The sequence below is a fragment of the Nostoc sp. GT001 genome (assembly GCF_030382115.1).
Taxonomy (GTDB): Bacteria; Cyanobacteriota; Cyanobacteriia; order Cyanobacteriales; family Nostocaceae; genus Nostoc.
Genome location: NZ_JAUDRJ010000003.1, coordinates 2,545,135 through 2,559,441, shown reverse-complemented (window position 1 = coordinate 2,559,441; position 14,307 = coordinate 2,545,135). Strand labels below are relative to the sequence as shown.

The 14,307-nt window shown below is 40.5% G+C and carries 12 protein-coding genes; 7 read left to right on the top strand and 5 right to left on the bottom strand.

The window, feature by feature from the left end; all coding sequences use genetic code 11:
* Positions 1-118 precede the first annotated feature (118 nt).
* Together QUD05_RS13775 and QUD05_RS13770 are read right to left on the bottom strand one after the other, a co-directional pair.
* The gene (locus QUD05_RS13775; RefSeq protein ID WP_289796557.1) at positions 119-1,618 is read right to left on the bottom strand and encodes a UDP-N-acetylmuramoyl-L-alanyl-D-glutamate--2,6-diaminopimelate ligase; all 1,500 of its coding nucleotides are present in this window, start codon (positions 1,616-1,618) and stop codon (positions 119-121) included.
* 53 nt (positions 1,619-1,671) lie between these two features.
* On the bottom strand, positions 1,672-1,953 hold the full coding sequence (locus QUD05_RS13770) for a glutaredoxin family protein (RefSeq protein WP_289796556.1): 282 nt from the start codon (positions 1,951-1,953) through the stop codon (positions 1,672-1,674).
* A gap of 280 nt (positions 1,954-2,233) precedes the next feature.
* Here QUD05_RS13770 and QUD05_RS13765 point away from each other — a divergent pair, with 280 nt between their 5' ends.
* The 7 genes from QUD05_RS13765 to QUD05_RS13735 all read left to right on the top strand — a co-directional run bounded on the left by QUD05_RS13765 (position 2,234) and on the right by QUD05_RS13735 (position 10,880).
* Positions 2,234-3,223: a homogentisate phytyltransferase gene (locus QUD05_RS13765; protein ID WP_289796555.1), complete on the top strand. Its 990-nt coding sequence runs from the start codon at positions 2,234-2,236 to the stop codon at positions 3,221-3,223.
* A gap of 3 nt (positions 3,224-3,226) precedes the next feature.
* The gene (locus QUD05_RS13760; RefSeq protein ID WP_289796554.1) at positions 3,227-3,700 is read left to right on the top strand and encodes a tetratricopeptide repeat protein; all 474 of its coding nucleotides are present in this window, start codon (positions 3,227-3,229) and stop codon (positions 3,698-3,700) included.
* 536 nt (positions 3,701-4,236) lie between these two features.
* Entirely contained in the window at positions 4,237-6,390 is a 2,154-nt protein-coding gene (locus tag QUD05_RS13755; protein ID WP_289796553.1) for a hybrid sensor histidine kinase/response regulator, read from the top strand.
* A 304-nt stretch (positions 6,391-6,694) separates the two neighbouring features.
* Positions 6,695-7,924, top strand: a complete 1,230-nt coding sequence (locus QUD05_RS13750; protein WP_289796552.1) for a tetratricopeptide repeat protein — start codon at positions 6,695-6,697, stop codon at positions 7,922-7,924.
* Positions 7,925-8,033: 109 nt separating this feature from the next.
* On the top strand, positions 8,034-9,629 hold the full coding sequence (gene cobA / locus QUD05_RS13745) for a uroporphyrinogen-III C-methyltransferase (RefSeq protein WP_289796551.1): 1,596 nt from the start codon (positions 8,034-8,036) through the stop codon (positions 9,627-9,629).
* 106 nt (positions 9,630-9,735) lie between these two features.
* Positions 9,736-10,332 carry a dephospho-CoA kinase gene (coaE, locus tag QUD05_RS13740; protein ID WP_289796550.1) on the top strand — a complete coding sequence of 199 codons (597 nt, stop codon included), beginning with the start codon at positions 9,736-9,738 and terminating at the stop codon, positions 10,330-10,332.
* Between the two features lie 242 nt (positions 10,333-10,574).
* Positions 10,575-10,880 (top strand): hypothetical protein, encoded by a 306-nt coding sequence (locus tag QUD05_RS13735; RefSeq protein ID WP_289796549.1) that lies wholly within the window; start codon positions 10,575-10,577, stop codon positions 10,878-10,880.
* 289 nt (positions 10,881-11,169) lie between these two features.
* Here the strand turns inward: QUD05_RS13735 and QUD05_RS13730 are convergent, their stop codons facing one another.
* The 3 genes from QUD05_RS13730 to QUD05_RS13720 form a co-directional block, all read right to left on the bottom strand.
* A complete protein-coding gene (locus tag QUD05_RS13730) occupies positions 11,170-12,573 on the bottom strand; it encodes a hypothetical protein (RefSeq protein ID WP_289796547.1) in 1,404 nt (467 codons plus the stop codon).
* 371 nt (positions 12,574-12,944) lie between these two features.
* Positions 12,945-13,301 (bottom strand): DOPA 4,5-dioxygenase family protein, encoded by a 357-nt coding sequence (locus QUD05_RS13725; RefSeq protein ID WP_289796546.1) that lies wholly within the window; start codon positions 13,299-13,301, stop codon positions 12,945-12,947.
* Between the two features lie 425 nt (positions 13,302-13,726).
* Complete coding sequence (locus QUD05_RS13720) at positions 13,727-14,263, bottom strand: universal stress protein (protein WP_289799961.1); 537 nt, start codon at positions 14,261-14,263, stop codon at positions 13,727-13,729.
* Positions 14,264-14,307: the final 44 nt, after the last annotated feature.

Here is a 14,307-nt window from a genome sequence, read left to right as displayed (position 1 = left end):
AGCAGGGAGGCAGGGGGGCAGGGGGGCAGGGGGGCAGGGGGGCAGGGGAGCAGGGGAGCAGGGGAGAAGTTGCAGGAAGTTTTTCTCCTCTGCCCCTCTGCCTTTTCCAATGCCCAAATTAAGCTTGTACGTTAAGTCTTTGCTGTAAAGCGTCGCGGGCGTGTTCTCGGTCGTCAAAATGGATTTTTTCGGTGCCGAGAATTTGGTAGTCTTCGTGACCTTTACCAGCAAGCAATACTCCATCACCGGGTTGTGCTTGTAAAATAGCGGTACGAATTGCGATCGCCCGATCGCAAATTACTGTTGGCTGTACTGTATCAGCAATTCCCGCCAAAATATCTTGCAAAATCTTTTCTGGGTCTTCAGTCCGGGGATTATCTGATGTCACTACTGCCACATCAGCTAACTCAGCAGCAATTTTACCCATTTTTGGGCGCTTGGTGCGATCGCGATCGCCTCCACAACCAAATACACAAATCACTTTGCCAGGTATAAAGGGACGTGCTGCTTTCAGTAAATTTTCTAAGCTATCGGGCGTGTGGGCATAATCGACAATCACGCTAATATCTTGCTCATTACTAATCTGTACCCGTTCCATCCGTCCGGGAACTCCAGGAAACTCAGGTATTGCATTTGCCACTAACTGCAAATCTAGCCCTAAGTGCAAAACTGCTCCTACGGCTGCTAAAAGATTTTCTAAATTATATTGTCCGATGAGGGGCGATCGAAAAGCCACGTCACCTTTTGGTGTGTGTAATGTCCCACTAACACCATTTGGCTGGTAACTTAAATCGCTCATCCATAAATCAGCGCTGTTGTCGTTGACGCTGTAACTCCAAACCCGTTGGGAATCTAACGAGGAAATTAACCGCTTCCCATAAGAATCATCAGCATTAATTATTGCCCGTCCCTTAAGATAATCAGGGCTAAACAACAACGCTTTGGCAGCAAAGTAATCTTCCATATCGCTGTGATAGTCGAGATGGTCTTGAGTAAGATTACTAAATACTGCCACCTCAAATTCACAACCCAACACTCTACCTTGGGCCAAAGCGTGAGAACTTACTTCCATCACCCCGAACTCACTACCAGCCTTTACCGCCTCTGCTAGCTGCTGTTGGAGTTCCACGGCAAAGGGCGTAGTGTGGGCAGCAGTTTGCTCAAAACCTGCCCAACGAGTGTAGAGAGTTCCCATCAAAGCTGTAGCTAGATTAGCTTTGTTGAGTATAAATTCAATCAGATGAGTAGTTGTAGTTTTGCCATTTGTACCAGTCACGCCTACCAACTTGAGTTTTCGCCCTGGATAACCGTAAAAAGCACTGGCTATCTGCGCACAAGCTTGAGTAATATTACTTGCACTGATGACCACAGCCTGATTTGTGGGAGGATTTTTTTGTGCAGCTTCGGGAGAAACGATCGCAGCTACAGCCCCCGATGCGATCGCACTTTGCCAAAATTCCCCACCATCAACCCGCGTTCCTGGCATCCCAATAAACAAATCTCCCACACGACAAGCATGAGAATTCGTCTTTAAACCCCTAACTTCCACATCCTCCATTGGATAACTAGGCAATTGCTCAACACTGTCTACCGCTGTTAGTAATTCCCGCAATTTCATTTTGTGAACCTCGTCACATTCTTGATCTTGCGCTTATTCTGCATTATTTTTTTCTAATTGGCTAAATATTTACGCAACATTTGCTCCAATTGCTGCACGCTAGCACGAGGAGAAGGACGTGGCAATAATTTCTCACTCCCCTCTGCGTCCTCTGCGCCTCTGTGGTTCGATAAATAAATTACCAGCACTTCATACTCATACGCAGCAAACCAATCTTCACGAGTCGTAATATCCCTAATTTCCAACTCGAAACTGAGATTTTGGATTTGTTCTAGCTTTTCTTGCAAGCCTTCACATAAATGACAGCCGGGTTTACTGTATAAAATTAATCGCATTCTTGATTTAAGTTGGCGCAAGAAGTTATAAGTTTAGAATAACGTAGAGGTTTCGGGTTGTCGCAGCCTACCGCAGAGGGCACGGAGGAGAAGGGTAGCCAATTTCAACACCCCAACCCCTCCCCGCTTGCGGCGAGGGGAGACAAAACGTAGCTTTGGCGTGGGGTTCTTTCTTATTTTTGATTTATGTAAGAGGTCTATTGATTCATGAAAGAAGTCTAATGACCAAATTCTGTGACAATGATTAACAACCAAGCAGAATACTGTATTTAAGCTACTCATGAGCCAAAGTTCTCAAAACAGCCCTTTACCAGGCAAACCTGTTCAATCATATTTCCAGTGGTTATACGCATTCTGGAAATTCTCTCGCCCTCACACAATTATTGGTACAAGTCTGAGTGTTTTTGGTTTATATTTAATTGCCATTGCTATAAGTAGAGACGCGATTAATCATATCTCTACAAACGCTATTCATCACGTCTCTACGTATTCGCTACTCCCTGTCTTTGGTGCATGGATTGGTTGTCTGTGTGGCAATGTTTATATTGTGGGGCTGAATCAATTAGAAGATGTAGAAATTGACAAGATCAATAAGCCTCATTTACCCCTAGCTTCTGGTGAGTTTTCTCAGCAAACTGGGAAATTAATTGTTGCTTCTACTGGAATTTTGGCGCTGGTTGTAGCGTGGCTAACTGGCCCGTTTTTATTGGGTATGGTAGCAATTAGTTTAGCCATTGGTACTGCTTATTCTTTACCGCCAATTCGCTTAAAACAGTTTCCCATTTGGGCGGCGCTGTGTATTTTTTCGGTGCGCGGTACGATTGTTAACTTAGGTTTATATCTGCATTACAGCTGGGCGTTGCAACAAAGCCAAACAATTCCGCCTGTGGTGTGGGTGCTGACGTTATTTATTTTAGTGTTTACCTTTGCGATCGCCATCTTTAAAGATATCCCAGATATGGAAGGCGATCGCCTCTACAATATTACTACTTTCACCATCAAACTTGGCCTCCAAGCCGTGTTCAATCTGTCTCTTTGGGTAATCACTGCCTGTTATCTGGGAATAATTCTGGTTGGGGTGCTGAACGTCGCCTCAGTTAACGCTATATTCCTAGTAGTTACTCATTTGGGGCTGTTGGCTTGGCTGTGGTTGCGGAGTTTGACGGTAGACTTACAAGAGAAAAGTGCGATCGCTCAATTCTACCAATTTATCTGGAAACTCTTTTTTATGGAATATCTGATTTTTCCTATCGCCTGTCTTTTGGCTTAGACAATGCTAGAAATCTTTCCCACTAGTTCGATTATCGCTGCTGTTGTAGTTGTTCTGAGTCTGTCAATCCTTGGCTATTTCGCTTGGAAAACTTTGATCACCTCAGACTTGTTTCAAAAAGGCATCAATCTTGCTCAAGCCAAAGATTACCAAGGTGCAGAAGCAGCTTTTCGCAAAGTGATTTCCATCAACTCTACTAATGATGTAGTACGTTTGTTTTTGGGAGATGTTTTAAACCAGCAAGGACAAGTAGAAGAAGCAACAGAATTATTTCGAGAAGTAATTCGCCGCAGTCCGAAAAATCCTGATGCTTACTTGCGTCTGGCGAATATTCTCATGCAGCAAGAGCAAGAAGAAGAAGCTAAAACTAACCTGGTACAAGCTAAAGATTTATTACAAAAACAGCGCCAACCTGAAAAAGCTAAAAAAATCACTCAACTATTAGATAAAATGAGTGCTAAGTCAAGTGAATCTTAAGTTTAATGAGAATTGCAGAGATTAAATTTTCCTGTTGTGTCTCCTAATTTTTTGCCATTCCCATCATTATGGTGAGAATGGTTTTTATTTGGTAACTTACTATTGTATCGGACTCCTATTTGATTTTTGAACAAAACTCCGTACAATTTTATTCCTTCTTCTCTGTTCCCTTCCTACACAAATAATTTCAGAAATCAAATCGGATTGCTATATGTCATAATTATGTCCACAATTTCCGCAAGTTTGACCAATCTCTTCACAGCCCTTACAATTGCAATCGGACGCGCTACAAGCTCCATAGCCACCATTAATTCATTTAGGCTTTAGAAAAGAGAATATTGGGAATTTGAAACGATTTATTTTTGCAAAACAGTGATGATACTAACAGCCTTTTTGTTTTGGAAAGATATATTGTAGTTTCCTTAACCAGTACAGAAATTAGACACACTGGATCGGTAATATTTTAGTACTAGAATATTATTTAGTAAGGGTAGAAATTTTGTAATAGATTTTATAGATTAAACAATCCAGTCTTTATGTCAAATATAATATCAGAATTGTGGACTAACTTTTTTACATCAGAATCATTTATTCCACATGGGCACTGCTATCTATGGCAAACAAATTTAGTTTGGCTACACATATTATCTGACGCATTCATTGCACTAGCTTATTACTCAATTCCAGCTACACTCTTCTACTTTGTTCGCAAGCGACAAGATTTGCCCTTTGATTGGATTTTTTTGCTGTTTATTGGATTTATTGTAGCTTGCGGCACTAATCATTTAATGGATATTTGGACACTTTGGTATCCAACCTATTGGGTGTCAGGGTTTCTCAAAGCAGTAACTGCAACAATATCTGTAATTACAGCATTAGAGCTTGTGCCTTTAGTTCCTCAAGCACTAGCACTTCCTAGCCCTACTCAATTAGAACAAGCAAATCAAGAACTTCAAACCCAAATAGCCGAACGCTTACGAGTAGAGGATGAACTGCGAAAATACCAGAATCGTCTCGAAGAAATGGTTGCTGTTCGCACTAATGAAATTACTCAGACTAACGAGCAATTACAACAAGAAATTCTTGAACGCCAACGCATCTTAGAAATTCTCCGGCAAAGCGAAGAACGCTACCGTTACTTGGCTGAGGCAATTCCTCAACTTGTATGGACAACTAAACCTAACGGTGAATGCGATTATTTTAATCAAAATTGGTGCGAATATACTGGGCTAACATTAGAGCAATCTTTGGGTTCTGGTTGGTTGGCTGCATTGCATCCAGATGATGTTCAAAGAGCTGATAAAGTGTGGGCTGATGCTGTAAAAAATAGCACTATATATAACAATGAATATCGCTTTAAACGAGCGGCTGATGGCTCTTATCGTTGGCAGCTAGCGAGAGGTTTACCACTCAAAGATGAGCAAGGTTTTGTAGTTAAGTGGTTTGGAACCTGTACGGATATCCACGAACAAAAACAAATACTTGAAGAACGAGCGCACCTGCTGGAATTAGAACAAGTAGCACGAGCGAAAGCAGAAACAGCCAATCGAATTAAAGATGAATTTTTAGCCGTCCTCTCTCACGAACTACGCACTCCACTCAACGCAATTCTCGGCTGGTCAAAGTTGTTGCAAACCCGCAGATTAGACCAAACAAAGACATCTGAAGCCCTAGCTACAATCGAGCGAAATGCTACCTTACAAGTTCAACTTATTGAGGACTTGCTGGATATTTCCAGAATTTTACAAGGTAAATTGACGCTGAATATCACGAAGATTAATCTAAAGTCTACGGTATTGTCGGCACTACAGACAATGCAGTTAGCAGCAGAAACAAAGTTGATTGAGGTGAATACAGTATTTGAACCGGGTGTGGGACAAATTATGGGCGACTCGATTCGTTTGCAGCAAGTCGTCTGGAATCTCTTTTCTAACGCAATCAAATTTACACCCAGAGGGGGAAAGGTAGAAGTGCGACTCCAGAAAACTGATGGTTATGCTCAAATAATCGTTAGCGATACGGGTAAGGGAATTAGCGCTGACTTTTTGCCATTCGTGTTTGATTACTTCCGCCAAGCAGATAGCACCTCTACGAGAAATTTTGGTGGATTGGGACTGGGATTAGCAATTGTGCGTAATATCATCGAAATGCATGGCGGCATCGTCAAAGCAGATAGCCACGGTGAGGGTAAAGGGGCAATATTTACTGTTAGCTTACCGCTCATACCAGATGAAAGTCTAAGGCTGAGGGATGGACAAAATTACCCTGCATTATTAGCTACTAACTCCTTACCTCTGAATGGCATCAGGATTTTAGTCGTTGATGATGATACTGATTCACGAGATTTTGCTGCTTTTGTATTAGAGCAAGATGGGGCTTTTGTGATAGCAGTATCTTCTGCTGAAGAAGCATTACAAACCTTAGCAGAGGTCAAGCTAGATGTGTTGGTAAGCGATATTAGTATGCCCAATATGGATGGCTATATGTTAATACATGAAGTGAGAACTCGGACACTAGAACAAGGTGGACAAATTCCAGCAATTGCCTTGACTGCCTTTGCGAGAAACAATGACCACGAAAAAGCCCTAGAAGCTGGGTTTCAGATGCATTTATCCAAACCTCTTAACCCAGAAACATTAATTGCAGCCATTGTTAAATTGATGGAAACAAAAGTGTCAGCAATTACCTAAAAACGACTTTTTACTTTTAATAAAGCACTATCTATAGTGGGAAAAGGGTAAAGGTTAAAGGGGAAAGGAAAATACAAAACCTTTACCCTTTCCCTTTTCCCGACAAATGCCAAGAAGCCTATTTATATGAGATTACACTTGTATCAAGTTAGCTTAATCACTTATAATTCCAGCTATAACCTCGCCAAAGCTACACTTTTGCTCTCCTAACAACAAGTAAGGAAGGGCTGAAATGGGGTATTTGTATGATGGCAATTAGCCGAACTTGAGATTATATGTAAACCAAGCAGGTAAGGTAATAAAAATGCTGAAAAACAAGAATCTACTCGTAGCAGCTATTATCTGCTTGTGTTTGAGTAATGAAAATACCGCCTTTGGTAAAAATGTTGGCGTTATCTTAGCAAAAATTCACAACTCTACTCAGTCCGCAGTCATTCGCAACAAAAACGCAGTTGCTAACTTCGAGCAAGGAAGCAATCTCTATAAACAGGGAGATTTAAAGGGAGCGGAGGCAGCTTTTCGGAAGGCAATTGAACTAGAACCCAATTTTGCACAAGCTTATATTGCCTTGGGAAATACTCTCGACGATCGCGGTAAACCACAAGAAGCGATCGCTCAATACAATAAAGCCATTAGTCTCGATCCTCAAGACTCTAGAGCATATTTTAATCTGGGTTTGACTTTAGCAAGACTGAATCAGTTAGAACCTGCGATCGCACAATATCAGAAAGCCATCAGCCTTGAACCTAAGTATGCTGAAGCTCACTATAACTTAGGAAACGCTCTCTACGCTCAAGGCAAGCTAAAAGAAGCAGTTACCGAATATACAGCAGCAATTCGCCTCAAACCAGATTATGCACCAACTTACACCCGTTTAGGAAATGCTCTGTACGATCGAGGTGAGTTAGCAGAAGCAGTTATCCAGTATAAAAAATCTATTAGCTTCGATCCTAACTATGCAGACGCTCACTATTACTTAGGAAACGCCTTGTACGCTCAAGGAAAGCCAGCAGAAGCAATCGCCAACTATACCGAAGCCATTCGCCTCGCCCCGAAAAATCCAGCAGGTTATAATGCCTTGGGAAATACTCTATACGCTCAAGGCAAACTAGAAGAAGCGATCGCACATTACAAAAAAGCCATCAGCTTCGCCCCTAACTATGCAGACGCTCATTATAATTTAGCAAGTGCTTTTTACGCTCAAGGCAAGCTCACAGAAGCAATCGTTAACTATACCGAAGCCATTCGTCTCGATCCCAAACACGCACAAGCTTACACCGGTTTGGGAAATGCGATGGACGATCGAGGTAAACCACAAGAAGCGATCGCACATTACAAAAAAGCCATTAGCCTTGTACCCAACGATGCATTCACTTATTATAATTTGGGAGTCACTTTGGGAAGACAACAACAGCCAAAAGAAGCGATCGTTAATCTCAAAAAAGCCAGAGAATTATTCCAAGCTGAGAAAAACAAGGAGATGGTTGAGCAAGTCGATCGGCTAATCCAAAAAATTAATACCCAGACGAATTGAATATGGGGCATGGGGAGCAGAGGAGCAGCACTTCTCTACGAGACGCTGCGCGAACGGCTACGCTCAGTGAACGAGGAGCAGAGGAAGAAAAATTATTAATTATTGATCAATGACAAATGATAGAGGCAAAGTCTACCTCGTAGGTGCTGGGCCTGGAGATGTAGCATACTTGACAGTAAAAGCTTACAATCTTTTAGCTATTGCTCAGGTGTTAGTTTACGATGCTTTAGTAGATGCTCAATTATTGCAGTGCGTACCAGATGATTGTCTGAAATTGGATGTCGGTAAACGCGGTGGCAAACCCAGTACAAGCCAAGCACAGATTAATAAGTTACTAGTAAAACATTGTCTGCAAGGAAAACAAGTTATACGGCTCAAATCAGGAGATCCATTGATTTTTGGGCGTTGCACTTCCGAAATTGAAGCGTTGAAAGCATCCGGTTGTGATTTTGAACTAGTACCAGGAATTTCCTCAGCCCTTGCAGCACCTTTGTTGGCAGGAATTCCCCTAACAGATCCGGTGTTAAGCCGCACTTTTGCAGTGCTTACAGCTCATGAACCAGAGGTTTTAGAGTGGGAGGCGCTGTCACGCTTAGAGACACTGGTAATTTTAATGGGAGGGCGACATCTAGCAGAGATTATAGATCGACTGGTGCAGCATGGGCGATCGCACTTAACACCCATTGCCATCATCCGTTGGGCAGGAACTCCCGATCAACAAATTTGGATGGCGCAACTGGGCAATATTCTGGAACAAACCGCCGGATTATCCCTTTCTCCAGCGGTAATTGTGATTGGTGAAGTTGTTGGGCTACGCAAGTACTTACAACCTGAGAAAATAGATTGTCAGGTTTCGACTACAGCCAAAACTTTTAGCCCCCCTGCTATGTCAAGCAATTTTCCCCTATCTCCTCTTCCTCTTACTGGTAAAATGATCTTGGTTACACGTTCAGTTGGCCAATCGAGTCAATTTAGCGATCGCCTCATTGCATCAGGTGCAACCGTGATCGAAATGCCTACCTTAGAAATCGGCCCGCCCTCGAATTGGGAAGCTTTGGATAATGCGATCGCTAATTTATCTGACTTCGACTGGTTAATTTTCACTTCTACCAATGGCGTAGACTACTTTTTTGAAAGGCTAATTGCCCAAGGTAAAGATAGCCGTGCCTTAGCTAACATCAAAATTGCCGTCGTTGGTGAGAAAACAGCCCAAAGTCTAAAACAACGCTCTCTGCAAGCAGATTTTATTCCCCCTAACTTTGTTGCCGATTCTTTAGTGGAAAATTTCCCAGATAAATTAGATGGTAAAAAGGTGTTATTTCCCAGAGTTGAAAGCGGCGGTAGAGAAGTTTTAGTTAAGGAATTAACTCTCAAGGGAGCAAAGGTGATAGAAGTTGCGGCATATCAATCTTGTTGTCCTAGTAGTATTCCACCTGCGGCAAAGTTAGCTCTCCAAAACCGCAAGGTAGATGTGATTACCTTTGCCAGTTCTAAAACTGTACAATTTTTCTCTCAACTTACTAATAATATATTTTCCAACAACTCTGATATTAGCCAATTCTTAGAGGGAGTTTGTATTGCCTCTATCGGCCCTCAAACCTCTAAAACTTGCCATGATTTATTCGGACGCGTGGATGTAGAAGCCCAAGAATATACTTTAGATGGTTTAACCCAAGCACTGATCGTATGGGCGACAAATTCGTAGATAAGGGGGCAGGGGAGCAGGGGAGTAATGAGTAATGAGTAATAAGTAATGAGTTGGAGCAGGGGAGCAGGGGAGCAGGGGAAGAAGAATTATTGACAAATGACAAATGACAAAACGCATAATCGGCTTAACTGGTGGTATCGCCACAGGCAAAACCACTGTCACTAATTATTTAGCTAGCACTTATAACCTGCCGATTTTGGATGCAGATATTTATGCTAGAGAAGCAGTATCTTTAGGTTCGCCTATTTTGGGTGCGATCGCTCAACGTTATGGCGAACAAATTTTACTACCAGATGGCAGCCTCAACCGCCAAAAGTTAGGCGAAATTATCTTTAATCGTCAAGATGAACGCAAATGGATAGACAATTTGATTCATCCTGATGTACGCGATCGCTTTCTCAAAGCAATTGCTCAGTCTTCGTCAAAAATACTGGTGTTAGTAGTGCCTCTATTATTTGAAGCTGGGATGACTGATTTGGTAACAGAAATCTGGGTAGTGCGTTGTTCTCAAGAGCAACAACTACAAAGATTGATACAACGAAACCATTTAAATACAGAACAGGCACGAGCCAGGATTAACAGCCAATTATCCATCGAAGAAAAAATAGCTCATGCCGATGTCGTTTTAGATAACTCTTCTACCCTAGAAGTACTACTGAAGCAGATAGATGTAGCTCTAGCCACTACAAGTAGTGACTAAATTATATTGATATTAAAATATATACATATATGACATTTTCAAGACATAAAAAGCTTATTAATTAATACTAGATAGTTAAGCAAAAACCTTATATCTCACCAAATCTTGTCCAACAGTTAGGTGATTTTACAGTTGAATCTGCGGTTAACAGTATTGTAAATTTAAAAGAATCGGCTTTTAAATGAATTATAATTTCTATTTTTTAAATGTTTTTAAGTGCCTTCTCTTCAATCATAACAGGTATGAACTTAAGTTTTAGTTTTTTAAATAAATTATCTCTGGTTATCTCTCCAGTAACAGAATTAAAACAAAAGAATAAAATCCATGATTACAGACAACAAGTTTGTGGAGGCGACTACATATTTGAGCGCCTCAATGAAGGAACAATCGGGTACATGACTGGAGTAGGGAAAAGCGTTAAAGCTTGCGATCGCATTATTTTACGAGAAGGTTGTGAATCTTATCAATATCAAGTTGAAGAAATTGATTACTATTCAGATCCATCTGATATGTGGATAGCTTTACTCAAGCAAATACCGAATGACTAAATATTAAAGTCAACCAGTTTCTTCAATTATAGAGTTCAATACAGTTCATAATGAGCAATAAAATCCTGATATAGAGACGCAATTTATCGCGTCTTGAAAAACCAATTATCTACTTGGAAAAAAGAATGCGACAAATAGATCATTTATATAGACGCAATTTATCGCGTTTTTACCCAAGAATGTGTTGCAATCTATTAATTGAACTGGTATAAGTATATGATAGTCGCTTCCTCGCTTGTTATGAGGGTAGTGAGGTTTTTATACCTCACTGAACCGAGAACAGCTATATCTATGTTAAATCGATCAAAAAATGAGCTATTAAAGTATTTCTTTCATAGGATAGCAAGTAAAGATGCAAAAGATTTGGATTATCTTTATCAAGGTGCATCACTGAACCATCAACTGCTAAGTGGTGATGATCTATCCACCGCTCCTGTGAATCTAGTAAAAAACTAAAGTAGGGGCTGACATCTGGATGATTTTTAGTTAATTCTTCATAGCTTTGATAAAAAGGAGGTATCCCAATTCCCATCGGCATATATAAGCCTTTGGAATAATCTGCTACAGGCAATTGAGGAAGTGTTTTCAGATTAACGCCACTGATGAATAATCTATTTTTCTCACCAGTCTTGGTATCTGTGAATCCTAGCTCAATTTCCTGTAAATTTTGTTCAACACCAATTGGTTTAATATTCCTCAAAATGGCTTTATCAAATTTGCCTATTCTCCAGTATTGATTTCCCCAAGGCTTATTTTGGTCGTAAAATCCTGGCGCTCGAAAACTTGCAAACTTAACTTCATTTTTAACGTCGTAAAAATCTCTCCATTTGGTAATATTGGTCGCTAGCGTAGTTCTAACTTTTCTACTTTGCTCTCCTGATACAATTATTCTCTCATCAAGAGGGAACTGAGTAGCAACTTCTTTTTGATCGACGACATTTCTTAAAAGATTAGTTTTTACTATTGTGCCACTCGGATCTTGCCAGTGTTCTAATTTCCACCAATGCTCCCAATATGAAATCTTATTAATTTTTTCAAAAATATTTTTGTAATGTCCAATTGGGAAAGTAAACCAACTTTGATAATAAAGGGTTTTGTTATTATCCTCTTTAGTAAAAAGTAGAATTTCCCAAAATCCGGCATTTAAGCAATTATTAGCCAAAGCGATCTCTACAATATTTTGCTTTTCAAAACCATCTCCTCCAACAATTTCTATATTTTTTGAATTTGCAGGAAAACTAATCTGTTGCCTGTTCCACTCCCTATCTGTAAAAGCGATTATTTCTAAACCTTGATCTTTTTTCACCCATTCGGGTGCTTTAGGAACTAATAGCTCTAAATCAACATTTTTTATAACTATTTTTGCCGTATTTTTATCTGTTGCTTCCAATACAAAATCGAAATGTGTATCATCTTTCTTAATTAGTGTTAATTTTCGATTAGAATATCTTTTAAAATTTTTTCCTAATGGTGCGGGATTGGCTGGATAATCGACATTAGATAATTCTTGTAGTTTTACACTCATCTGATTATCAACTTTATATCTAGATTTAAACCAGAAACCACCTAGTCCCAGCAAACCAAAGCAGAGAATAAGAGTACTAAACAAAATCTGTTTCTTCGTGACTCTGAAATTAGCTTTGCCGAATTGGGAAATGCCTGCAATTTTTTCTTTCGCAGAGATGTTTTTCATCAGACAAATTTCTTTTTATGAGAATGTTGCTTAACAGCATAGCACTCTGCAAAACGGATGTCTTATTTCTATTTTTAACGAAGATGTTAATAAACAGTTATCCGCAATCAAGAGATTTAATACCAATCTCATCAAGTTGCAATCTGCTGTAGCTTAAATTGTAGTCAGGTCTGAGCCTCGACTTTATCCATTTTTTTCTTTCTTGCGAATACTTGCAGCAAACCGCTAAAAGCGTCTATCCGTAGGCTGAAACCTTTATTGATTAAGAAATTGGACTTTTTCAATTTCACCAAAATTAGTCACAATATAAAAAGTTTCACGCCTCAAAGCAAAACTTTTACCCAACAGGTCATTTACTTTCCTTAGTTGGATCAAGTCGGACTAAGCTGTTGAAGAAACTCAATATTTAAATCTAGCTTTTCTCCTAACCATAGAGAATGAACTGCGTGGTCTGCCACAGCATCCCCTGTCTCAGGATGAACGAGAATATCCAATCCCTCACGATTGAGCATTAACCAAGGAACGACTTTCTCAAACTGATTCGGTAAGAAAGCAACTTGATACATCGCTTTTGGATGGGGCCCGATGGGCTTGTCAAACCAGCGTCCGAGTTGCACCTCAAACCTAGCGCCTAATCCTTCACGTACACGCGCAGCTGCATCCCGACTCGCAGGATCGAAGTAAACATGAGCATGAAAACCAGCGATCTCGATAGCATCTTTTTCCATAGATCCACTTTTCGCTCTCAACTCTAATTTTGGTAGCGGGCTTTTTATTTCTTACTATAAAAGCGGGCGTTGCTGAATTAAGGGATGACTCTTGTTGGGTGGGCATCCTGCCCGCCCGGAAATACAAGGGACGCTCATGTTGCCCATCCCACAAAAATAGTAAAATCATCCCGCAAATATGCGACCCCAAAAAGCGATATCTACGATGGGCTACGCCTACGCTCAATTTTAGCCCAATAGAGTGTAGTTAGGATCGTTTGTTGGAGATTCAATTTACAGAGATTATTGATTGAGATAACTAACTTTTATGGGGTAGGCAGCATACTGAGCGTTATCGTTAGCATAGCCTCTCGCACAGAAGTAGCGATCGCGCCGAAGTTTTGCCCACCCTAGTTATACAAGTTAAATGTGGAATAGCTTAGTGGTTAGTTAACGCTGAAAGCGCTTGTAGTTTCTTTGACAACTTCATCTATTTTAGGAGTAACTGAAAGATGCACAACATGCACTGAACAAGGAGCATGGTGAAGAACGTAGTTACTCACACTACCGAGAAATAGTTCCATCAGCCGAGAATGACCCCGACGCCCCATAACAATTAGGTCAGCGTTACAACTATGGGCTAAATCACAAATAATGCGACCAGGATTACCAACATTTTGTGTAAATTCCGTAGTCACACCTGCTGTGTTTGCTTGGGCACAAAAAGATTGCAACATCTGGATTCCTAGATTTTTAAAGGTATCCCACTGTTGTTGGTATAACTCAAAGCTTTGACTGGTCAATCCTGGATAGTAGTCCATATTAGACAGCATAGGAGCATAAGGACTACCCTCTTCTTCGGAAGATAGAACATGAAGTAACATTAAGCTAGCTTGTGTTAACTTTGCTAAATCTAATGCTTCCTCAAAAACCTGTTGCCCTATTTCTGAGCGATCTAATGCAACTAGAATCTTTTTAAACATCATATAGACCTCCGATTTCATTGGTAATTGGTCTTTACGGTTTC

Coding starts and splice junctions, on each gene's coding strand:
- QUD05_RS13775 (WP_289796557.1), bottom strand. CDS start 1,618: ATGAAATTGCGGGAATTACTAACAGCGGTAGACAGTGTTGAGCAATTG.
- QUD05_RS13770 (WP_289796556.1), bottom strand. CDS start 1,953: ATGCGATTAATTTTATACAGTAAACCCGGCTGTCATTTATGTGAAGGC.
- QUD05_RS13765 (WP_289796555.1), top strand. CDS start 2,234: ATGAGCCAAAGTTCTCAAAACAGCCCTTTACCAGGCAAACCTGTTCAA.
- QUD05_RS13760 (WP_289796554.1), top strand. CDS start 3,227: ATGCTAGAAATCTTTCCCACTAGTTCGATTATCGCTGCTGTTGTAGTT.
- QUD05_RS13755 (WP_289796553.1), top strand. CDS start 4,237: ATGTCAAATATAATATCAGAATTGTGGACTAACTTTTTTACATCAGAA.
- QUD05_RS13750 (WP_289796552.1), top strand. CDS start 6,695: ATGCTGAAAAACAAGAATCTACTCGTAGCAGCTATTATCTGCTTGTGT.
- cobA (WP_289796551.1), top strand. CDS start 8,034: ATGACAAATGATAGAGGCAAAGTCTACCTCGTAGGTGCTGGGCCTGGA.
- coaE (WP_289796550.1), top strand. CDS start 9,736: ATGACAAAACGCATAATCGGCTTAACTGGTGGTATCGCCACAGGCAAA.
- QUD05_RS13735 (WP_289796549.1), top strand. CDS start 10,575: ATGAACTTAAGTTTTAGTTTTTTAAATAAATTATCTCTGGTTATCTCT.
- QUD05_RS13730 (WP_289796547.1), bottom strand. CDS start 12,573: ATGAAAAACATCTCTGCGAAAGAAAAAATTGCAGGCATTTCCCAATTC.
- QUD05_RS13725 (WP_289796546.1), bottom strand. CDS start 13,301: ATGGAAAAAGATGCTATCGAGATCGCTGGTTTTCATGCTCATGTTTAC.
- QUD05_RS13720 (WP_289799961.1), bottom strand. CDS start 14,263: ATGTTTAAAAAGATTCTAGTTGCATTAGATCGCTCAGAAATAGGGCAA.